The organism is Pseudoprevotella muciniphila, assembly GCF_003265305.2.
GTDB classification, from domain to species: Bacteria; Bacteroidota; Bacteroidia; order Bacteroidales; family Bacteroidaceae; genus Alloprevotella; species Alloprevotella muciniphila.
This window is the reverse complement of record NZ_CP033459.1, coordinates 204,625-227,076: the sequence shown is the minus strand read 5'-3', so window position 1 is coordinate 227,076 and position 22,452 is coordinate 204,625. Positions and strand designations below refer to the sequence as shown.

The 22,452-nt window shown below is 42.2% G+C and carries 14 protein-coding genes and 1 tRNA gene; 6 read left to right on the top strand and 9 right to left on the bottom strand.

Annotation, left to right across the window (positions count from 1 at the left end; genetic code table 11):
- Nucleotides 1–4: 4 nt before the first annotated feature.
- On the bottom strand, nt 5–2,305 hold the full coding sequence (locus C7Y71_RS00935) for a TonB-dependent receptor (protein WP_226943505.1): 2,301 nt from the start codon (nt 2,303–2,305) through the stop codon (nt 5–7).
- Nucleotides 2,306–3,274: 969 nt separating this feature from the next.
- Between C7Y71_RS00935 and C7Y71_RS00930 the strand changes: the two genes are divergently transcribed.
- The 6 genes from C7Y71_RS00930 (at nt 3,275) to nadD (ending at nt 12,200) form a co-directional block, all read left to right on the top strand.
- The gene (locus C7Y71_RS00930) at nt 3,275–7,408 is read left to right on the top strand and encodes an InlB B-repeat-containing protein (protein ID WP_111897922.1); all 4,134 of its coding nucleotides are present in this window, start codon (nt 3,275–3,277) and stop codon (nt 7,406–7,408) included.
- A 636-nt stretch (nt 7,409–8,044) separates the two neighbouring features.
- A complete protein-coding gene (locus C7Y71_RS00925) occupies nt 8,045–8,992 on the top strand; it encodes an IS30 family transposase (RefSeq protein WP_151908877.1) in 948 nt (315 codons plus the stop codon).
- Between the two features lie 125 nt (nt 8,993–9,117).
- Nucleotides 9,118–9,978, top strand: a complete 861-nt coding sequence (locus C7Y71_RS00920; RefSeq protein ID WP_111898764.1) for a sigma-70 family RNA polymerase sigma factor — start codon at nt 9,118–9,120, stop codon at nt 9,976–9,978.
- A 143-nt stretch (nt 9,979–10,121) separates the two neighbouring features.
- Nucleotides 10,122–10,997 carry a YicC/YloC family endoribonuclease gene (locus C7Y71_RS00915; RefSeq protein ID WP_111898763.1) on the top strand — a complete coding sequence of 292 codons (876 nt, stop codon included), beginning with the start codon at nt 10,122–10,124 and terminating at the stop codon, nt 10,995–10,997.
- 43 nt (nt 10,998–11,040) lie between these two features.
- Nucleotides 11,041–11,607 (top strand): guanylate kinase, encoded by a 567-nt coding sequence (gene gmk, locus C7Y71_RS00910; RefSeq protein WP_111898762.1) that lies wholly within the window; start codon nt 11,041–11,043, stop codon nt 11,605–11,607.
- Nucleotides 11,604–12,200, top strand: coding sequence for a nicotinate (nicotinamide) nucleotide adenylyltransferase (gene nadD / locus C7Y71_RS00905; RefSeq protein WP_111898761.1), 597 nt, complete (start codon nt 11,604–11,606; stop codon nt 12,198–12,200). The genes gmk and nadD overlap by 4 nt, the downstream gene beginning before the upstream one ends.
- 27 nt (nt 12,201–12,227) lie before the next feature.
- On the opposite strand, the gene C7Y71_RS00900 is transcribed toward nadD, so the two are convergent.
- From C7Y71_RS00900 to C7Y71_RS00865, 8 genes are all read right to left on the bottom strand, one after another.
- Nucleotides 12,228–12,299: transfer RNA gene (locus C7Y71_RS00900), tRNA-Glu, on the bottom strand.
- 66 nt (nt 12,300–12,365) lie between these two features.
- Nucleotides 12,366–13,436: a bifunctional histidinol-phosphatase/imidazoleglycerol-phosphate dehydratase HisB gene (gene hisB / locus C7Y71_RS00895; RefSeq protein ID WP_111898760.1), complete on the bottom strand. Its 1,071-nt coding sequence runs from the start codon at nt 13,434–13,436 to the stop codon at nt 12,366–12,368.
- Nucleotides 13,437–13,452: 16 nt separating this feature from the next.
- Nucleotides 13,453–14,490, bottom strand: coding sequence for a histidinol-phosphate transaminase (gene hisC, locus C7Y71_RS00890; RefSeq protein ID WP_111898759.1), 1,038 nt, complete (start codon nt 14,488–14,490; stop codon nt 13,453–13,455).
- The gene (gene hisD, locus C7Y71_RS00885) at nt 14,487–15,776 is read right to left on the bottom strand and encodes a histidinol dehydrogenase (protein ID WP_111898775.1); all 1,290 of its coding nucleotides are present in this window, start codon (nt 15,774–15,776) and stop codon (nt 14,487–14,489) included. The genes hisC and hisD overlap by 4 nt, the downstream gene beginning before the upstream one ends.
- Nucleotides 15,777–15,790: 14 nt before the next feature.
- The gene (gene hisG / locus C7Y71_RS00880; protein WP_111898758.1) at nt 15,791–16,642 is read right to left on the bottom strand and encodes an ATP phosphoribosyltransferase; all 852 of its coding nucleotides are present in this window, start codon (nt 16,640–16,642) and stop codon (nt 15,791–15,793) included.
- 206 nt (nt 16,643–16,848) lie between these two features.
- Complete coding sequence (locus C7Y71_RS00875; RefSeq protein ID WP_111898757.1) at nt 16,849–18,252, bottom strand: tetratricopeptide repeat protein; 1,404 nt, start codon at nt 18,250–18,252, stop codon at nt 16,849–16,851.
- Nucleotides 18,253–18,262: 10 nt separating this feature from the next.
- Nucleotides 18,263–19,966: a glutamine--tRNA ligase/YqeY domain fusion protein gene (locus C7Y71_RS00870; protein ID WP_226943585.1), complete on the bottom strand. Its 1,704-nt coding sequence runs from the start codon at nt 19,964–19,966 to the stop codon at nt 18,263–18,265.
- An 80-nt stretch (nt 19,967–20,046) separates the two neighbouring features.
- Nucleotides 20,047–22,440: a RecQ family ATP-dependent DNA helicase gene (locus tag C7Y71_RS00865; RefSeq protein WP_111898755.1), complete on the bottom strand. Its 2,394-nt coding sequence runs from the start codon at nt 22,438–22,440 to the stop codon at nt 20,047–20,049.
- Nucleotides 22,441–22,452: the final 12 nt, after the last annotated feature.

Below are 22,452 nucleotides of genomic sequence, written 5' to 3'. Positions count from 1 at the left end.
GGTTTTAGAATTCTATGACAAAACGTGCATTTATTCTTCTTCCTGTGAGATAGTTTGGCACTGCATATTGCGTGTTTGTGATATCTGTTACCCAATAATAGGAGTTGACATTGCTGATGCCTAAAAGATTGAAAGCATCTACTCCGAGCCAAACGTTCTTCATGTATTTCCCGATGCCTGAATGGATATGACGATCTTCATTATTGAGCAACCTGTAACTCATGCCGAGATCCACACGCTTATATGCGGGTGCTCTGAACGACTTTCCTTCAAGACCTGTGCGTGGTGCACCGAAGGGCAGTCCTGCTGCCAATGCAGCCTTCAGCGTTACCCTCCAACGTGTACTTCCCGGGAAATAGTCGGTGAAATATAAGGATAGGTTGTATCTTTGATCTGTGGGTCTTGGTACAGTCTTTCCGTTAATTTTCTCTTTCGTTGACATTATGGAGAACGTTATCCAAGAGTCCGTACCGGGTACAAATTCTCCGAAAAGTTTGAAATCAAGTCCTGCAGCGTAACCTTTGCTCATATTCCTTCCGTAGTAGATAATTCTCAGATTGTCCACATTGTATGGAATGAGGTTGGACAGTGCCTTGTAGTAGGCTTCAGTTGTGAACTTAAACGGGCGGTTCATCAGGCGGAAGGTGTAGTCTCCACCTATTACAAAATGTATAGAACGCTGTGCCTTGATATCTTTATTCAGAGATACTGATGCTATTCCGTTGAGCATTGCTGTGTCACGCAGTTCTTTGTAGAACGGGGCTTGATAATACACACCTGTTGCAACTCTGAACACCCAATTATCGCTAAATGATGGCATCAGACCTAATGATGCTCGTGGAGAGATGAGTGTTTCCTTGTTCCAGTCCCAATGACTGACTCTTATGCCATAAGCCAAGTTGAATAGTCCCATACTGTTCTTAAATCTCCAGTTGTCCTGCAGATAGAAACTGAGTCGGTTGGTCTTTAATTCCTGTTGCGCAGCAAGGCTATAAATCAATCTGAGTTGATTTGGGTCGTAAGGGAGTGAATATCCCATAGAGTCGCGCATTTCCCATTCTCTTGAGTTTTCTTTTATATCTTCGTGTTGCCAGTCAAATCCTGACTGGATGGTATGCCCCGTTAATCTTGTACGGAATTTCAATCCTGTATTCATCACATTAGCACGAAGTCGGTTGCGTGCATGCTCCATGTATGTTCCCACACCCAACTCTTCCTGCGACGTGGCTTCGTTGAGCCAATACTCGCCTTGTATGTCGTAAGTTTCGGCCTCTTTCGACTTGAATGTAGAGAAATTGAGAGCGAGGTAGGTGTTTGGGTTGAAATTATGTGTGACGGTGGCTGAACCGAAGTAGGTTTTGAAATAGTCCTTTTCCTGTCCGTCAAAATAGACCACAAAAGTCCTTGGGTTATCTATGGTACCGAAATTGGTAACTCTGTTTTTGGGTATGAAGTTATACTCATTATCACTGATGTTTCCTATAACATCTATAGTCCATCTCTTTGACGGACGCCATGACAAATAAGCCTGATAATCCAGGAATTTCGGGTCGTACTCTCCTTCTGTATCAGTAGATCCTAAAAGGTATTTCGTCGTTTTGTACCTTACGCTTGACATGAAACTGAAGTGTTTGTTTCCCCATCCAATATAGGCACTTCCTCCGAGAATACTTCCATTTAACTTTGCTTCGAACTTTTCGGGCCGTTTGTATGTAATATCAAGCACTGAAGACATTTTGTCGCCATACCGTGCCTCAAAACCTCCGGTGGAAAACGAGATTTTGTCCACCATGTCGCTATTGATGATACTAAGCCCTTCCTGCTCACCACTTCTCACAAGCATGGGTCGATAAACTTCAACTCCATTCAGATATACGCAGTTTTCATCGAACGAGCCACCTCGTACGTTATACTGCGAACTCAGTTCGTTATGTGTAGAGACACCAGCCTGTGTAGCCACGAGTTCTTCCACTGCATTACCAGATGCAGATGGTGCAAAGTCATTGTTCTTTGTATTTAGTCGCACCATGCTTCCACTCTGAATACCCATTCCCTTTACAACCGCAGTTTCGTCAGTCTGATTGTATGGAGGTAAAACAACATCCACTCTCATAGAATCTCCAAAAGCAATGAGGGTCTTTTTCCGTGTTTGATGCCCAAGTTGTGAAAAAACAACTGTAACGCTATCACCCATGTTGCAGTAGATATTGTATTGCCCCTTGAGGTTGGTCATGACCATACTGGCAGTTCCCTGCAGCCGCACCGTGGCGAGTTCTATGCCATTGCCGGCTTCGTCCTTGACCATACCATAAATTCTCGTCCGCGTTTGTGCATTAATTGTTACAAAAGCAAACGAAAGAAGAACAAAGGCTATCAGCCTTTTAACGCTATCATAATTTCCCATTAAACATATAACGAATTTATTGTGCCGATATTGCAGCCTTGTATCTTGGAATAGATATAAAGATGTTTCTGCCGACTCCGATTTTGTTGCAAAGTTATGTAAAATTCATGACGTATTCATCTTAGTGAATTGTTGTTGAAAATAACTCAAGACAATTTATGAATAATTACCGCTTCACAGGAAATAATTTTTCGGAATTTTCCCATGCAAGGCATCTGTGTAATCCCCAAGCAATACACAGGCACAATTAAATGAGATTTAATGAAAAAAAACAACAAGAATCCGTGTCGATTGAGCTTGCTCGCTTGCAAAGCAAGAATTCATGGTTAAAAATTAATGAATATTAATGATACTTAATGGAGAACAAAAAGCACATCAAAAATCCGTGTAATCCGTGGTTAAAAATTAACGAAAATTAATGATAATTACATGGAGAACAAAAAAAGAATCCACAGCGATAATAATCAACGAAAATAATCTCAAAAAAATTTGCCTATTCACCGTAAATACTTATATTTGCACTTTCAAGCGACAAAAATGAGCATACAAGACCTCTACCGCATCCGCGTCCAATTCATGGGCACCCTTGCAGCAAGCCTTGCAAGCCCCATATGCAAGCCGCATGTTGGTGGGTATGCATCCCCGCATTCTCCTCCACTTAACGTACATCTTTACAAGAATAGCGCCCGCTCCCTTAACGTGCTGATACGCAAAGGGAAACGGGCTTCTTTCGTCATGCCCGGCGGTCTTGATGGAGACGTTCTGGGACGATTCAGTCTTTCCTCAAGATAGGACTTATGTCATTAGCGTCTGCCACATTTTGACATTCAATAGAAAAACTTAATAAACTATATAATATATTAAGATATCATGAAAGCAAGAACAATGAAAACCATCCTGAAGAGAACAAGATACTTTGTTCTTCTTTTCGCATTCCTCACAGCAGCCATGCTGCCACAGGTTATGCGGTCTCAGCCTGATCATTATGCGGTGGGATATTTTGGGGATGACCGCTGGAAATATGACCAAGTTACAATCGACATCCTACCCTACCAACATCGTGATGGAAGGACGCAGAGTAATGTGCAATTGTGGCAGTACACAGGTGCATGGTACTTGTCATGGGCGGGCGACAGGATAAAATATACGATTGGTCAGGGTGATGATAACGCTGCAGGCATCAGGCTTGTGTGGGGAAGCAAAGTGACAACATACGATATGAAATTCAGGACAAAGGTCTTGTGTAAGAAAGGCCCCAGCGGTAAAGAAAGGTTCTGGAAGCTGACTATAAGCAAGGAAGGAAGTAATGAGCCCTATTATACGCTTTATGGCGATGAAGCAGATGACGTATGGGAACGCACGTATAACGTTGTCCAAGACAAGCATTTGCGATTCTGGTTCATGCCTTATAACTGCAGGTGGCTGGAGTTTTCCTCGCACCCAAGCCAAGGCACAGTTGAAATGAAGAATCACGATGGACACGGAAACTATGGATATGGTTTGAATAATTCTTGGGTTGATATCGTGGTAAAGCCGCAAAAAGGCTTTATCCTTCGACAACTTTTGTGCTTGAAAGGAACGAACCGAGGCAAGCTTTATAATGTACCACTTGGCAAGGCTCTCATTGCAAACGATACAAGATACTCTGCTCTTTTCGTTCCAACCAACAACGCCAATATATCTCTTGATGCAAATGGAGGCACCGTATCAATCAACGGAGGAACGGCAGCAAATATAGGAAATGTGGAGGTAGATGAAGATGGTCATCCCCGTCTGAGTAAGGCAAAAGTCAATCCTCCAGAAGGGACCGACTATTCTTTTCTAGGATGGTTTGACCACAATGGAAATCAAATCACAGAAGAATCAGTCCTAACATACGAACAAACGCTTCACGCTCGTTGGACCGGTGGACTCTACCCTGTTAACGGAAGTCGCGACACAATCGATTACGGCCGCCACATGTCAGACCCTAACTATATGAATGAAGTGATTACGAAGTATATTCATATCAGGAACGATTTCTCTGCGAATAAAAGAGTGTACCTTACATTCCCTAATGGCAAATCCACCTCTGCGCCTTTCCAGACATGGGATTATCTTGATATCCCTGCCAACAGCACTGATAGTTTGAAGGTTACGCTCTATATTGGACGTGCAGCTCAAGGAGTTTACTCCAAGAAGTTGAGCATCCGCAACGAAAGTGGAAAAGAAATTGGATATGTAATGTTGAATGCCGATGTGGTAAACCCACATGTTGTTAAATTTGATCCACGAGGTGCAGAAATAAGTGATGTAATAAGAGGAGGTTATCTTTTATCCAACGAAGATTCCAAACTGGATCACCTTCCCCAATTGACCTTTGGCGGGTACAAGTTCAAGGGATGGTTCACCGATTCTGTTGGAGGTACCAAGTTAGATTCAGACTATCTTATCATGAAAGACATCAATCTTTATGCCCAATGGGAAAGAGGTTTTAATATCAGCAAGGACAAGTTAGACTTTGGGACAGTTCCGAGTGAATATGGCCCTGTTTGTGCCCAAACGCTGAAAATGAGCAATACCAGTCCGGACTCTGTAAAGGTGACCATGACCGTGCCAACCTACGATGGTTCTTTCAGTGCGTTCCACATTGAAGATGCCGAAGGCAATTCGGAATTTTTCCTCGAAGGCAACCAAGAGAAGCTCATATACGTCCGCCCCAAACACCATTTGTCAAATCTGAATGTTAATATGGGAAAATACGACACGTATGCGGAAATCAAATTTGAGGGTGTGACTTCTAAAGAAGGAAAATACACGAAAGGAGAAACGCTGCCATTACAATTGCTGTTCACAGTCAGCAATCAAGTGTCCGTCCGACCCGAAGACACCGGCGAAAACAGTACCATGTATTTGGGAACAAAAGCGCTCAAAGAATTCACCTCAACCGTTTATTACGGATATAACAACGCTGGTTTTGCCTATGACGATGAGGTGCCTTCGTGGCTTGTGATTGACAAAGGTCATGACGTCAACGGCGAACCCGGCGCCATGACCCTGCTCTCTAAGACCCTATGGGGCAATACCGATGGTAACTTGATGTCATTCTCTGGTGGAGGTGATAATCATGACTTTTGGTGTAGCTATCCGAATATGCAGCATTTCCATAATGAGTTCTTCAACCAGAATTTTACCGATCTGGAAAGAACAATGATGAAGAGAATCACCAAATATGATGAGGATTCTGCTAACCAACTCTTTGAGAGACTGGAAGGAAATAAATTATTCCCACTCTCGATAAAAGAAATCAAAGAGTTTCTTCCAAAGCAGTTCTTCAAATCCACATTCAAGGGAGATACCTGCTCGTGGTGGTTGCGCAATTTGACCCATTATACATCCAGAGAAGCATTGGAGCTTCAAATAATTTTTGTGAATGATGAGCCGAAAAAGAAATTTGAAGAATCAGGTGAAAATGATGAAATAAATTTTGTAGATAGAGATTTAACTTGGCTTTCTCCTAAGAAAAAAATAAATCTCCTGTCCACCGAGTCTCAAGAGACCCCCACATGGAAGCCTGATTGGTTGATTGAAGAAGGAGGACTAAAACCTACTACTACAGAAGAAGAGGTGTTGAAATTGATTGAGCAAATTCTACGTAATACTGGGGAAGACTTTTATATTTTAAATTACAGCGTTGGGCATCTTCAGCATCACTATCAGCCATGGATAATGGAAAAAGAATCCCTGAGGTGTTACCGTGTTGATATGACTGACACCTGCGGTATGCGTCCGGCTTTCTGCCTCTACGATCCCGCAGTGCTGATGACATCGCCGGCCCTGGGCGGCAAGTCGTCGAACAGCATCTACAATACTTCCATGCGTAGAGTGGTGAAGGCTGATGTCAGGGGGCTGAAACTGACCCTTTTGGATCCATCGCGCGCCGATTTCTATTCCACATTCGCCAACTACGGCGACTACAACTCGCAGGTATTGCCGGGAGAAACGGTGTTCATTACTTACCGCGGTGCGCGAAAAGGGCTCAACGAGTATGTTTCGGCCATGCTGGTTGACAATCGCACTAACGAAGTGCTCTACTACGGAAACATGGATGGCAACAAAGAATCGGGCTATTTCTCTATTGACCTTCCGGATGACTTGAAAGACGGATGGTATAAGCTATATATATTCTCCGAACAGAAGAACGGCGACTATAGGACCGACTACGCAAGTCCTTTCAACCATTTTGCCACCAACAAATATGATATATATATGGCCAGCAAGCCGTATGTCATTCTCTCCGACAACGATGCCGTCATGACACCTAACAACACCAGCTACCTAAACAAGTTCAAAAATTTTGAGACAACGTATGTAAGCATCGTAGGTCGCAAACTCTATAAGGACGGTGCGTGGAATACCCTTTGCCTGCCCTTCTCTCTTCCCACACTCGACGGTACACCACTCGAAGGGGCTACAGTCATGGAACTTGACGAAAACGCCCGCAACGGTGTGGACGTAAACACCCAAACGCTCCACCTCACCTTCAAGAGCGCCACGGCTATCGAAGCCGGCAAACCCTACATCATCAAATGGGAACCGGGTGGTACCGACATTACCACACCCAAGTTCGACAGCGTTACCGTCACCTCTACACTACCCATTGAAGTGAATGCACAGAGTGGCGGCCTGCTACCTGTGACTTTCAAGAGCAACTACACGACCATCGACGTCGCTGGAGGAAACAAGTCTATCCTCTTCCTCACGGAAGGCAACCAGTTGCAGCACGCCCCCGAAGACCGCAAATTGCTGCCCTTCCGCGCTTATTTCCAAATAGAGGAAAATGCAGCACAGTACGTCCGCGCCAGTAGTCTCGATTTCGGCAATGGAGAAGTTACGACTACTGCCATTAAAGGCCTCGGTCTCGACGCTGAATCGCAGGAGATTTACGACCTACAAGGACGTCGCGTACATCAGCCGAGAAAAGGAGAACTGTACATCATAGGAGGTCAGAAGAAAGTATACTAAGAGAACAAAGTCTATTCGCCATCAGCAAGTTAGATGGAAGGAGGACTTGCTTCGACGGAAGCGCTAATAGTGGCGTAGGTCTGCGCACTCGTCTTTTCGCAGATTGGATAGACGATAATTAGTAGTCCCAATTTAATGAAGATGAGGATTAATCATGTATCTATCAAAAACGAGGATATGTCATAATGGCATATCCTCGTTTTTCCAGTTTTCCTCTCCTGCGCTGCCCCGATCTCTTTTGGATAAGATTTCTCGACAAACCGATTGGCATGGGTTACATCTTGTCACGAAAAAAAAATCATATAATTCATGGTTAAAATATCTATCACAAAAAAAGAATTCATGTCATCCGTGTCGCTCCAGCTCGCTCGCTTGCAAAGCAAGAATTCGTGCAATTCGTGTAATTCGTGGTTACAATTACATGGTAAATTAATGGTAATTACATGGAGAAGAAAACAGCAAAAGATCACCCTAGTCAACTCCAAATACCAAATAAAATCTTAAATTCAAATAAGAAGTGCAAGACTCGTCCTGTGGGATTCACTGATTGAAAGGTAAGTCAGAGACATCAAGTAGCAACATAAAAGCAAAAGGGAGATTTTCATCTCCCTGAGATTAACTACTTTTGTGTTGCATATGAAATATAAACAGCTAACCTCGCAGCAAAGGTACACAATCCAGAACGGATTAAAGCAAGGATTGACCAAAAAGATGATCGCCGCCCTCATAGAGGTGAACGAAAGCACCCTTTACAGGGAAATCCATCGAAATGGCGGTGCCAAGGTTTATAATGCAGAAAAGGCACAGCGCGAAGCAGACCGCCGCAAGACGCGTCTTCAGAAACCGCGAAGATTCACACACGCCCTTAAGCGGGAAGTCATAAGTCTGCTGCAAAAGAAATGGTCGCCCGAACAGATATGCGGGTATATAAAGAGACAAGGGCGCGAATGCGTCTCCCATGAAACAATATACGCATTCATCAGAACCGACAGGAAGTGCGGAGGGATGCTTTGGAAACTCTGCCGTCACGCAATGAAGAAGCGACGGAAGACAGACAAGGGAAAACGGATTCCCATAAAAGACCGCGTGAGTATAGACCTTAGGCCGGAAGAGGCAGACGGCACGCGTTTCGGAGATTGGGAAATGGACACCATAGTCGGTAAGGATGGGAAAGGAGCGCTAGTTACACTCTACGAGAGACGTACTGGATATGGGATGGTCAAAAGGCTGCCTGATGGAAAAGAGGCAAAAGGCGTGGAAGAAGCAGTATACAGAATGTTGATTCCTTACAAGAAACAAGTACTCACTATTACTACAGATAATGGAACAGAGTTCGCCAGGCATAGTCAATTGGCAAAGAAACTCTCCACGAAAATCTTTTTTGCACACCCTTATAGCTCATGGGAAAAGGGAGGTGTAGAAAACTACAACAAACTCGTCAGACAATATATACCTAAGGGAACGAATTTAGAACAATACACAGACAAATATCTTATGGAAGTACAAAAGCAAATTAACAGCAGACCAAGAAAAAAACTCAACTTTAATAACCCAAAAAACGAATTTTACAAACTTTTAGACTAATATTGCACTTGCTACTTGAATCTACGAATATTGATTTTTTTTCTAAATAAATACTACATTAGGCTTGGATAGAATATTTTTTATTACTTTTGCATTTCTTAATTTAGATAAATTAGGCAAAGACTATGCGACAACTAAAAATTAACAAGAGTATTACCAATCGTCAGAGTGCAGCGCTTGACAAATATCTCGTAGAGATTGGTCGTGAGGAATTGATTTCCACAGATGAAGAAGTGGAATTGGCTCAAAGGATTCACAGCGGTGACCGCGAGGCACTTGAGCGGCTGGTAAAGGCGAATCTGCGTTTCGTAGTCAGTGTTGCCAAGCAGTATCAGAACCAGGGCCTTGCCTTGAACGATCTTATCGATGAAGGCAACTTGGGTTTGATTAAGGCAGCACAGAAGTTTGACGAAACACGTGGTTTCAAGTTCATCAGTTATGCCGTTTGGTGGATCAGACAAAGCATTCTGCAAGCAATCTCCGAACAAAGTCGTATTGTTCGCATGCCACTGAATCAGGTTGGTTTCCAGAGCAAACTGACCAAAGCCATTGTTTCTTTTGAACAAGAGAACGAGCGCCGTCCTTCCGTACGAGAACTGGCAGAAATTTTAAACACCGACGTTCAAAAGGTTCAGGATGCACTTGGTTCAAATGGCAAGAAAGTGTCTGTTGATGCCCCCTTCCAAGAGGACGAATCCAACTCGCTGATTGACATCATGACGGACGAGAATGCACCTACCACCGACAACAAGATGGAGCGTGAATCTCTTCATTCTGACCTTGAGGCAGCACTTTCCATCCTTGCTGAACGTGAGAGCAAGGTTCTGAAGATGTTGTTTGGCATCGGTCGCAGCGAGATGACAGCAGAAGAGGTGGCAAACAAGATGAACCTGACACGCGAACGTGTACGCCAAATAAAGGAGCGCGCCCTTCGCCGGCTTCGTGAAGCCGAGAATATTGAAATTCTTACTAAATATCTCGGTTAATCAGAAGACTTACATAACATGATTATACTGCCGCGGGACTTACTGCGGCTTTATTTTTTATATAGTTTTGGACATTTTTAATTATTTATTTTGTCAATCCTTGTTATTCTTTTATTTTCGCATAAAATTTAAAATCGTTACTTATGATTCATTCCATGACGGGTTTCGGTAAAGCCGATGCCCACTTCTCATTCAAAAAAATCCACATTGAAATAAAATCGCTCAATAGCAAAAATCTTGACATCAATGCCCGCATAGCACCCGGCTATCATGAGAAAGAGATGGAAATAAGACAAATGATATCCGCACGACTTCAGCGTGGCAAGGTGGATTTTACACTATGGACAGAGAAAGAAAGCGGACATTCAACTGCCGTGCTAAATTCGGATGCCATAAAGAGTTACAGAGACCAGATTAAGGTCATTAGTTCGGAACTGGGTATCTCTGAGCCAGAGAATTATTGGGATATCGTACTTCGTCTTCCTGAAACTTCACAAAACAGCACTATTGACGATTTATCTGATGAAGAATGGGCTGCATCCAAGAAAGCAGTTGATGAGGCTATTGACAACCTCGTTGAATTCCGCGCTCAAGAAGGTGCCGCTCTTTATGAAAAATTCATGGAGAAAGCAGACAACATAGAGCACCTGCTAGGTCAGTTAGAACCATACGAACAGCACCGCATCGACAAGATTTATCAGCGCATGAAAGACCATCTTGAAGACATCAAGGGCGTGGATTACGACAAGAACCGCCTTGAGCAAGAGATGATATACTACGTAGAGAAACTCGACATCAGTGAAGAGAAACAGCGTCTTACCAATCATTTGAAGTACTTCCGCGAGACGTTGGATTTGGAACCCGGACAAGGAAAGAAACTTGGCTTCATTGCACAGGAAATGGGTCGTGAGATAAATACTACCGGTTCAAAAAGCAACTTAGCAGAGATGCAAAACATCGTCGTTAAGATGAAGGACGAATTGGAACAAATCAAAGAACAAGTACTTAATGTCTTATAATTCGCACTACTGCTAATAATAGATCGCATTAAACAGGAACATTATGGCAAAATTACTAATTATATCTGCTCCGAGTGGAAGTGGCAAAAGTACTCTCATCGGGCATTTGATGGGTCAGGTAGAAAACTTGCATTTCTCAGTATCAGCCACGAGCCGTGCACCGAGAGGAACAGAAAAAGATGGTGTGGAATACTATTTTCTGACTCCTGAAGAATTTCGCGAGAAAATAGCGAAAAACGAGTTCTTGGAATATTGCGAGGTGTATGAGGACAAGTTTTATGGCACTTTAAAGAGCGAAGTGGACCAAAAACTCAAAAAAGGAAAGAATGTAGTCTGCGATGTTGATGTTATTGGCGCGGAGAATATCAAAAAAATATATGGGAAACGTGCTTTGAGTGTTTTCATTGCCCCACCCTCTATTCAAGTGCTTCGCCAACGCCTTGTTAAACGCGGCACAGACACATTGGAAGTCATCGAAGACCGCATTAGGCGCGCCGAATATGAAATGTCTTTTGCAGACAAATTCGACAAACGCATCATCAATGACGACCTTGAGACTGCTAAAGCAGAAATTGTAGAAACGGTTGTGGATTTCATCAATTCAAAATGACAGGTATTTTCGGCGGGTCCTTCAACCCTATTCATCTTGGGCACACAGGTCTTGCACAATGGATTGTGCAACAAGGATATGCTGACGAAGTTTGGCTGATGGTATCTCCTCAAAATCCTCTGAAGGAAGAAAACTCACTTCTTCCTGAAAAACAACGTTTCTCCTTGGCAAGAACAGCAGTCCGACACATAGCCCATGTAAAGGCATCGGACTTTGAGTTTCACCTGCCACGGCCTTCCTACACATGGCAGACTCTCCAAGCACTTGAAGAAGCCTACCCTACTCAGGAATTTGCCCTCATTATCGGTGCAGACAACTGGCTTTGCTTTGACAAATGGAAAAACTACAAGAAAATTGTTGAAAACTACAAGATTTTAATCTACCCTCGCGAGGGCTACGATATAACGTCTGCTCTGCCTGAGAATGTTACGCTGATGAATGCCCCATTGTTCAGATTCAGTTCCACAGACGTAAGAAGGAGGCTTATAAAAGGAGAAGATGTGTCAGAGATGATTGACAGGAAGGTTCACGAACGCATTTTAAGCGAGCATCTATACGAGACTTATCGCCATAATACGACTAAAAACAAATAAGGATGCCATAAGTAGCATCCTATTTTGTAGCGCCTACGGGAATCGAACCCGTGTTCCATGCGTGAGAGGCATGTGTCCTAGCCGCTAGACGAAAGCGCCTTGTTCCAAATTCGAATGCAAAGATACATCTGCCATTTGGATTAGCAAAATTTTTCTTTGAAAATATCAAAGAATTCCCTTTGAAGAAGGGAGCACTAGGTAGTCTGTATCTCGTTTTAATGCCATCCTAAGTGCTCTGCTAAATGCTTTGAAAATGCCTTCTATCTTGTGGTGTTCGTTCTGCCCTTCTGCTTTTATATTCAAGTTTATTGCTGCTGCATCTGAAAGGCTTTTGAAGAAATGCAGAAACATTTCTGTTGGCACATCTCCCACTCTTTCTCTTTTGAAATCCGTTTCCCACACAAGCCAAGGTCGTCCTCCAAAGTCGAGAGCCACTTGGCAGAGGCATTCATCCATTGGCAACGAAAATCCGTATCTTTGAATGCCAAGTTTGTTTCCAACGGCTTTTTTCAGACATTCTCCAAGTGCAAGCGCTGTATCTTCGATGGTGTGGTGTTCGTCCACATGAAGATCTCCCTTTGTCTGGACAGTAAGCCCTATTGCCCCATGGTGTGAGATTTGTTCGAGCATGTGATTAAAGAAACCGAGTCCTGTATCTATATTACATTGCTGAGGATTATCGAGTTCTATTTTCACATATACATCCGTTTCTTTCGTAACGCGATGAATCTCTGCAGTACGTTCTCCTGCTATTAAGATTTCTGCTATTCTCAGCCAATCCATTTTGCCGGACAGTTTCAGCGCCTTGCATCCAAGATTTTCTGCCAGTTTCACATCAGTATCCCTGTCGCCTATTACGTATGAATTCGGAATATCGTATTCAGGGTTTTTGAGGTATGGTTCAAGCATACCTGTTCCAGGCTTCCTGTTTGGATGGTTATCTTGCGGGAAATGTGGGTCTATATGAACTGTTGCAAAACTAATTCCTTCTTGCTCTAATGTTTTCAATACAAAATTTTGTACCGGCCAGAATGTTTCTTCAGGAAAAGCGTCTGTTCCGAGTCCATCCTGATTGCTTACCATGACAAGTTCATAGTCCGATGACCTTACAATAGTTCCCAAAGCCGTGAACACATTAGGCACGAACTCGAGTTTATCGAATGCGTCTATCTGTTCGTCTTCAGGCTCCTTGATGAGCGTTCCGTCGCGGTCGATAAATAGCAGTTTTTTTGGCATTTGTATTGTTCTTAATTTATTCTTCAAACTGGCGTAGCGCACTTAGAAGTGCAGTATTTTCCTGCGGTGTACCGATTGTAATTCTCAGACAATTTTCACAAAGTGTTACTTTTGAGCGATTTCGCACAACAACTCCTTTCCTAATAAGATAGTCATATATTTTCTGTGCATTACTTACTTTTGCAAGGAAAAAGTTTGCATCTGTCGGATAGACCTTCTCACAATAAGGCAGCATTGCAAATGCAGAAATCATTTTAGGCCTCTCGCCGAGAATCAATTTCACCCACTTCTCTACATCATAACTGTGTTTAAGTAAATCGAGTGCATATTCCTGTGTCAGTTGATTGACATTGTACGGATATTTAACCTTATTAAAATAATGTATAACCTCCTTGTCGGCAAACGCCATTCCAAGCCTTACTGCTGCAGACGACCATGCTTTAGAGAATGTATTCAAAACAACTAACTGAGGGAATGTGTTAACATCAAATCTCCACGACTTTCCATTTGCGAAATCTCCGTATGCCTCGTCCACGACTACAATTCCTTGAAAGAGGTCGAGCAACTTCAGGATTTCCTTTCTATCCATGAGGTTGCCTGTAGGATTATTAGGACTACACAGAAAAACAACCTTTGTCCGCTTGTTGGCGATTTGCATAATGTCTTCAGCAGAAAAAGAAAAGTCGTTATGAAGTTTTACCCTACGATACTCCACATTGTTTATATCTGCACATACAGCATACATGCCATACGACGGTTCTATAGCCACAACATTATCGAGTCCAGGCTCACAAAACACTCTGAAAATGAGGTCTATGGCCTCATCACTGCCATTCCCGAGAAATATGTTTTCAGGAGGCACACCTTTTACCTGACTTATTTTCTCTTTTACTTCGCGTTGAAGAGGATCAGGGTATCTATTGTAAGGTTTATTGTATGGACTTTCGTTTGCATCAAGAAAAACTGCTGCGTCATGTCCCTGATACTCATCCCTTGCAGAACTATAGGGTGCAAGAGCATAAATGTTTGGTCTTACAAGATCTTTTAGATTCATATATTCAGACTTTTTCTGCGAAATTTCATTGCATTCTTGTGTGCGTCGAGACATTCTGCCTCTGCCATTGTTTCCACTATGCCGGCAAGATTTTTAACACCTTCTTCTGTTATTTCCTGAAATGTGATTTTCCTGATGAAACTATCGAGGCATAATCCGCTATATGCTTTTGCCCATGCTTTTGTTGGCAGTGTGTGGTTAGTTCCCGAGGCATAGTCTCCTGCGCTTTCACAACTGTAATTTCCGAGGAACACACTGCCTGCGTGTGTTATTTGATTTGCAATATCATTATAGTCTTCTGCTGCTATAATAAGATGTTCTGGCGCATATTCGTTCGTAAAATCGATGGCATCTTGCATATTGTCAAACAGCACACATCTGCTATTTCGAAGTGCTTTTGCAGCGAAGTCCTTTCTTGGAAGTTCGTTTAATTGGTGTTCTAACTCTTCTTCTATTAGTTTTACAACATCATTGTCTGTTGTAGAGACCAACACGACCTGACTATCCGGTCCGTGTTCAGCCTGACTTAAAAGGTCAGCTGCCACAAAAGCCGGCACGCATGTGTCATCAACAAGTACTTCTACTTCGCTTGGTCCTGCAGGCATATCAATAGCCACGTTAGACAATGCAGCAAGTTGTTTGGCAGCCATGACGTATTGGTTGCCAGGTCCAAAGATTTTGTCAACTTTTGGAACGGAAGCAGTGCCTACCGACATTGCAGCGATGGCTTGTGCTCCTCCTATTTTGAATATTTCCGTTATTCCACAACATTTTGCAGCATAGAGTATAGCAGGATTTACCTTTCCTTCGCAAGAGGGCGGAGTACAAACTATCACTTGTTTACAGCCTGCTATTTTGGCGGGAACGCCGAGCATGAGGACAGTAGAAAAAAGAGGCGCAGTTCCACCCGGTATATACAAGCCTACTTTCTCTACCGGAACAGCCTTTTGTACACATTTCACGCCAGGCATTGTTTCTACTTCAATTTGTTCAAACCTCTGCGCATCATGGAAGGCATAAATATTGTCGTATGCTTTATTGATGGCATCCTTCAAGTTCGTATCAAGTAAAGAGTCGGCTTCGTTAATCTCGTCATCTCCAACACGCAATGTCTGCAGCGACACTTTATCAAACTGCAACTCCAGTTCTTTCAGAGCATCGTCGCCTCTTTCAGACACTGCTTTAAAAATAGGGCTTACCACACTGAACAGTTCTGTTACATCAAAGACAGGTCTTTGTGTAAGTTCTTGCCATTGTGAGCGATTTGGGTTGTATATTACATTCATCATCAGAGGCAAAACTATACAATCAATTTTTCAATATCTATAATCAGAATGCCTTGTGCACCATGTGCTTTCAGTTGACCGATAATTTCCCAAAATTTCACCTCATCAATCACTGTATGTACACTGCTCCACCCTTTTTCAGCGAGGGGCATTACTGTAGGACTCTTCACACCCGGCAGAAGACTGATAATTTCTGAGATCTTGTCGTCAGGTGCATTCAAAAGGACATACTTTTTGTTTTCTGCACTCTTTATGGCATCGAAACGAAACTGCAATTCATCGAGAATTTGTTTTTTTTCTGTATCGAGGTTTTTTGTTGCCACAAACACTGCTTCACTTTGCATTACAGTTTCTACCTCTTTGAGATTGTTGTTGACCAATGTTGACCCAGAACTTACGATATCGAAAATAGCATCAGCAATGCCTACTCCTGTAGAGATTTCCACACTTCCGGAAATGATGTGTATTTTTGCATCTATATTGTTTTTGCTCAGGAATTTTCGTAGGACTGCTGGGTAAGAAGTTGCTATTTTCTTACCGTTGAACCATTGCAGCCCTTCATATTTCAGATCTTTTGGTAATGCAAGAGAAAGTCGGCAAGCACCAAAGCCTAGACTACGCACGATATCCACGGCACAACCGGTTTCCTCTACCTCATTAAGTCCTACTATGCCTATATCAGCCACTCCGTTAGCGACGGTCTGAGGAATATCATCGTCGCGAAGAAACAGAACTTCTACAGGGAAATTCGTTGCTTTCACGAGTAAAGTACGTTTAGATTCACGTATTTTTACGTCCGCTTCGGAGAGCAAGTTCATGGCATCATCGTGGAGCCGTCCTTTGGACTGTATTGCTATTCTTAACATATTGGTAAGTTTTTGGTATATTTTACTACTAAAAAAAGGCTCACCTATTTACAATAGGCAAGCCGTTATTTCCAACTCATCATAGAAAGTAGGACTCACCTTATTCTGAGGCAAGATGCAAATGGCTATGATAGAGTTCTACTGACATATTATTTATTATTTCGAATGCAAAATTATAAAAAAAACTTGTTTTACACATTTTTTCATTACTTTTTCCACGTTTCTGCTTCATTTTTTGCTTTTTTCACAACTTCTTCCCATGTATACACATTGTATATATTGCTAAAATAGTGGAATGCCAGGAAATCTTCTTTTTTAACATGTTCGATTATATCAGCAAGTTTAGAAGATTTAAGTTCGTGAGCAGCCATTGCAAGTGCATAAGTATAATCTTCATTAATGCATTCATATTCTGAAAAGACACGTTCCCAAAAAAACTTCGCAGGCTCGAAACATTTGCGCCTAACGAACTCCATTGCGTATAATCCGGCAAACCTGTTATCAAAAGTATCATTATCTATTACCTCCTGCATACACAGCATGGCTTCGTCAACATAACCTTTAGACAGCAGGCGTAACACATAATCATACATCACAGCTTGATAATTTTCACCATTTATACAAAGACTTTGAACAACCTGCTTTGAATTAGATAATTCACCTTTATCAATAAGTATGTAACAATAGTAACTGAGCAACCGATGGCGTTCCAATGAATTAACTGAGGTATTTTCCAATGCCGAAATAATCATTTTCTCTACAATTTCACTCGGCGCAAAATTCATCATTTTTTCGACCAAAATACAAAGCAGACTAATGTCAACAACCATTCCTTCCTGAAGAGAAAGGTAATAATTTAATGCGTCAGTACAATCGTAAGCATCGTCCCGATTAAGCAAAGCCAAAAGTTTATTCCTTATTGCCTGCTTAGCATCTGCATTTATAACTAATGCATATTCTGTGCTTTCTATGACCTTATCATATTTTTCTAACTTCAGTTGTATTTCAGACAGATAAATCCATGACATTTCATCGTAAGGATTAAGGTCGATGGATTTATTCATGAACTGTTCAGCCTTGGAGTATTGCCCCAGATTATAACAGATTTTAGCCCTGAGTTCGAGCACTTGTCTGAATTCTGGATTTTGAGGATTATCGCATTTGTCAAGCCAGATGTTTGCTTTCTGATAAAACCCGTAGTCAAAATAAACTTGTGCAACATCATACTGAAGCCGCCATTGATAAGGTTGTACATCTTCCGGAATAGCGTCAAAATATCTCTCTGCTTTTTCTATATTCGCTTTGTTAAGTTCATTCTCCCCATAAAAAATCAACACATCAGGAGCATGTTGATTTTCTATGCCTTTTACGACTTTATAAGCCGCTTCACGTTTGCCCAGACTTCGCAGAAATATAGCATAAGTTACAAGGACATCCTCATTGTCTGGATGAATGCGCAAAGCAGTATGTAAGCAGGCTTCAGCATCAAGTTCCCTTTGGTGGTCAACATAATAGTCGTAGATATCCAACAAATCGTTGGCATCCATGTATATAGAACTCCCTTTTTTTACGGCTTGTTCGTAAACAGATACCTTATCAATTATCGACATGCTTTTGCCGTTATTTTTTCCAACTATCCTTCAGGCTAACTGTCCTATTGAAAATGAGTTTCTCACTGCTTGAATTTTTGTCAAACGTGAAGTAGCCAATACGTTGGAACTGCAAGTATTTTTCACCCCTTTCGTATAGTTCTTCGAGATATGGCTCCACATAACAATCATTCAGAACATCCAGACTGTGCGGATTTATCATTTTTTTCATTGCTGTCAGAGCATCACATTTTTCATTTTCCTGCAAAGATGCCAATTCATCCCTTGGGTTTTCAACCATCCAAAGCCTGTCATAGAGCCTTACTTCTGACTTATTGCAGTGCTGTGTACTCAGCCAATGAATAGTTCCTTTCACTTTACGATTAGCACCGGGCATTCCACTCTTTGAATCCGGATCGTATGTACAATAAATTTCCGTTACGTTGCCTTCGTCGTCCTTTTTGCACCCTGAACATTCTACGATATACGCATTTTTAAGTCGTACCTCTTTTCCTGGTGTAAGTCGGAAGTATTTCTTAGGCGCATCTTCCATGAAATCGTCCTGTTCAATCCAAAGTTCACGGCTAAAAGTGATGGTATGGCATCCTGCTTCAGGGTGTTCAGGATTGTCAATAGCCTGCATTTCCTCTGTCTGACCTTCGGGGTAGTTGGTTATTACGAGTTTTACAGGCTTAAGTACAGCCGACACTCTTGTTGCCCTTTCGTTGAGGTCTTCGCGTATGGCACTTTCCAACAATGCGAAATCATTGAGCGCATCGAACGTGGTATATCCGATTTTGTCAACGAATTTACGTATCCCCTCGGGTGAATAACCTCTGCGTCTAAATCCGCAAAGCGTCGGCATACGTGGGTCATCCCAGCCATCGACCAGTCCTTCTTTTACCATGATTAGCAGATTTCTTTTGCTGAGAAGTACATAGTTTAGATTGAGTTTATTGAACTCATATTGGCGAGGTCTATGGTCTTCAAGATCCTGTCCTTCTTTTACCCAATCTATGAAAAGGTCGTAGAGTGGCCTGTGAGGAACAAATTCGAGTGTACAAAGTGAGTGAGTTACGCCTTCAAAAAAGTCTGACTGTCCGTGTGCGAAATCATACATTGGATATGCTTTCCACTTACTACCTGTACGCGGATGAGGATGATTTACAACGCGATAGATGATGGGATCTCTGAAGTGCATGTTAGAATTAGCCATATCAATTTTTGCCCTGAGCACCATTTTCCCCTCCTCTATCTCTCCGGAATTCATCTTCTCAAAAAGTTCAAGACTTTCTTCTATAGGCCTGTTTCGATAAAGGCTGTCAGTGCCAGGCCTTGTTGGTGTGCCTTTCTGTTGAGCGATTTGTTCGGCAGACTGCTCATCAACGTATGCACGGCCTTCTTTAATCAGCCTTACGGCAAGGTCCCACAGTTGCTGGAAATAATCGGACGCATAGTATTCTCCTGCCCAATCAAAGCCGAGCCATTTTATATCCTCCTTAATAGCATCCATGTATTCCATATCCTCCTTGAGAGGATTTGTATCGTCGAAACGCAGGTTGCATATACCATTATACTTTTTAGCAATGCCAAAGTCCATACATATTGCCTTTGCATGTCCTATATGCAGATAGCCGTTGGGCTCGGGCGGGAAACGTGTTTGCAGTCTTCCGTCGTTTTTTCCCTGCGCTAAGTCTTTTACAACGATTTGTTCAATAAAATTGAGTCCAGCCATGCTCTCTTTGTCTGCAGATAATGATGTATCGTAGGCTGATGTATTGTTTTGCGTATCGTTCATATTCTGTTTTATAATGTTTAGTTGGCTTGTTCAGAGAGGAACTTAATTCTTACAAGTCTTATTTCAGGTTCTCCATATTCCTTATCCTTTCCGAGAGTATCTATGGCAGCACTTATGTCGTCTGTTTCAGAACTGAGGAAATAGTTGTAAATTTCATCGATTTCGTCATCATCCAAGTATTCTTCGACTATATAATTGATGTTTAATTTTGTTCCAGAATATACTATGGCCTCCATTTCCTTGAGCAATTCCTCGGTTCCTAAGTCGAGGGCTGTGAGCATCACTTCGAAATCTTTTTGCATATCGACTTGTCTTATTATGTCGACTTTTTGCTTAGATTTCTTGGCTACTGTTCTGATGCGCATATCCTCGGGACGCTCTATTTCGTTCTCTTCGCAATACTTCTTGATAAGTTCACAGAACGATTTTCCATATCTTTTTGCCTTACCTTCACCGACACCAGGAATATTCTGCAGTTCGTCGATGTTTTGTGGATAAACAGTGGCCATGGCCTGAAGGCTTGCGTCCTGGAAAATGACGTACATCGGTACGTTTTTCTCCTTTGCCACTCTTTTTCTTTCATCAGCGAGCATATCGTAGAGCAATTGGTCGAGTGCACCTGTTGCTCCTGCCGGCTCTTGATCATTGGTTTCCAAATCTGAGAAATCCTTGTCCTTAACTATTTTAAATGATTCCGGTTGTTTCATAAATTTCTTTCCTGCGGCTGTAATTTTCAACACGCCATATTCTTCTATTTCCTTTTTTAGATATCCTGCAATAATGGCTTGCCTTATTACGGCATTCCAGATTGTTTCATCTCTGTCGTCTCCGCAACCGAACTCTTCCATCTCATCGTAATGAAATGCCGAAAATTCTTGCTTTTCATTTCCGAGCAAGAAATCCTTGATGTTATCGTCGCGAAAATTCTCTTTTGTGATTTTTATGACCTTCAGCAGGTCAAGCAATTCGTCTTTTGCTTCGATGTAGGTATTTGGGTGCAGACAGTTGTCGCAATTCTCGCAATTATCCTTATCGTATTCTTCACCGAAGTAGTGCAACAGCAATTTTCTTCTGCACACGGACGATTCTGCGTATGCTTTTGTTTCCCTGATGAGTTGTTGTCCTATTTGTTTCTCCGAATCTCCCTTATCCTTCATAAAATTTTGTAATTTCACGAGGTCTTTCGGAGAATAGAAAGCCAGGCATATACCTTCACCGCCATCCCGACCGGCTCTGCCTGTCTCCTGATAATAACTTTCAAGGCTTTTTGGTATGTCATAGTGTATTACAAACCTTACATCAGGCTTGTCTATGCCCATACCGAAGGCTATGGTAGCCACGATGACATCTATTCTTTCCATCAGGAAGTCGTCTTGAGTGTCCGACCTTTCCTTTGACTCCATTCCTGCATGGTAGGGCTTTGCCTTGATATTATTTTGTTGCAGTTCTTCTGCCAATCTCATCACAGAACTCCTGCTCAAACAATAAATTATGCCACTCTTGTGCGGATGCTTACTGATGAATTTTATTATTTCCTTGTAAACTTCTTCCTGTTTGTTCGATTTTGGTCTAACTTCGTAGTAAAGGTTTGGTCTGTTGAACGAACTTTTGAAATCTTCTGCTTCTAAGATGTGCAGATTTTTCTTGATATCCATTCTTACCTTGTCTGTTGCTGTGGCTGTAAGTGCAATTATCGGTGTTTTCTTATAATTGAATCCGAAAACTTTTCCTGTTGTTTTTTTTATTTCATCAGCAAGTTTTTCTGCACCATTGTCGCCGCCGTAATTCTGGAAGAGTTCTTCGAGCAGGTCATCTTCTGTGAGAAGTTCTTCTTCATTACAAATAGCTTTTATTTCATCCCATGCATTGAGTCTGTCAATTTCCTCTTTTATATGCACTTTGGCAATTCTTGTGATGCTCTCTGCTATGTTGCGGTATTCCGGTCTGAAGTCGTGCCCCCATTCAGAAATACAATGTGCTTCGTCGATAGCAAAGAACGACACTGTTACTGTGCCGAGAAAATCTACGTTTTCCTGTTTAGTCAGGCTTTCAGGAGCGACATATAGGAGTTTTGTTACTCCATTCGCCACATCTGCCTTGACGGTATCTATTTCTGATTTATTTAAAGAAGAATTAAGGAAATGTGCTATACCATCGCTTTCGCTTATTTGACGGATGGCATCCACCTGGTTCTTCATCAGTGCTATAAGCGGCGACACAACAATGGCTGTTCCCTCCATGAGCAATGCAGGGAACTGGTAGCAAAGGCTTTTACCTCCGCCGGTAGGCATAAGCACAAAGGCATCTTTGCGATTGAGAAGTGTTCTTACGATGGCTTCCTGATTATCCTTAAATGTGTCAAATCCGAACCGCCGTTTGAGTTCCTTGTGTAAATTATCCTTCTTTGGCATCATGCAAAAGTG

Excerpts from the sequence above, each read along its gene's own strand:
- C7Y71_RS00925 (WP_151908877.1), top strand. The coding sequence starts at position 8,045 with ATGAAATATAAACAGCTAACCTCGCAGCAAAGGTACACAATCCAGAAC.
- hisB (WP_111898760.1), bottom strand. The coding sequence starts at position 13,436 with ATGCCAAAAAAACTGCTATTTATCGACCGCGACGGAACGCTCATCAAG.
- C7Y71_RS00935 (WP_226943505.1), bottom strand. The coding sequence starts at position 2,305 with ATGGTCAAGGACGAAGCCGGCAATGGCATAGAACTCGCCACGGTGCGG.
- C7Y71_RS00930 (WP_111897922.1), top strand. The coding sequence starts at position 3,275 with ATGAAAGCAAGAACAATGAAAACCATCCTGAAGAGAACAAGATACTTT.
- C7Y71_RS00865 (WP_111898755.1), bottom strand. The coding sequence starts at position 22,440 with ATGCCAAAGAAGGATAATTTACACAAGGAACTCAAACGGCGGTTCGGA.
- gmk (WP_111898762.1), top strand. The coding sequence starts at position 11,041 with ATGGCAAAATTACTAATTATATCTGCTCCGAGTGGAAGTGGCAAAAGT.
- C7Y71_RS00875 (WP_111898757.1), bottom strand. The coding sequence starts at position 18,252 with ATGTCGATAATTGATAAGGTATCTGTTTACGAACAAGCCGTAAAAAAA.
- C7Y71_RS00870 (WP_226943585.1), bottom strand. The coding sequence starts at position 19,966 with ATGGCTGGACTCAATTTTATTGAACAAATCGTTGTAAAAGACTTAGCG.
- hisD (WP_111898775.1), bottom strand. The coding sequence starts at position 15,776 with ATGAATGTAATATACAACCCAAATCGCTCACAATGGCAAGAACTTACA.
- C7Y71_RS00920 (WP_111898764.1), top strand. The coding sequence starts at position 9,118 with ATGCGACAACTAAAAATTAACAAGAGTATTACCAATCGTCAGAGTGCA.
- nadD (WP_111898761.1), top strand. The coding sequence starts at position 11,604 with ATGACAGGTATTTTCGGCGGGTCCTTCAACCCTATTCATCTTGGGCAC.
- C7Y71_RS00915 (WP_111898763.1), top strand. The coding sequence starts at position 10,122 with ATGATTCATTCCATGACGGGTTTCGGTAAAGCCGATGCCCACTTCTCA.
- hisG (WP_111898758.1), bottom strand. The coding sequence starts at position 16,642 with ATGTTAAGAATAGCAATACAGTCCAAAGGACGGCTCCACGATGATGCC.
- hisC (WP_111898759.1), bottom strand. The coding sequence starts at position 14,490 with ATGAATCTAAAAGATCTTGTAAGACCAAACATTTATGCTCTTGCACCC.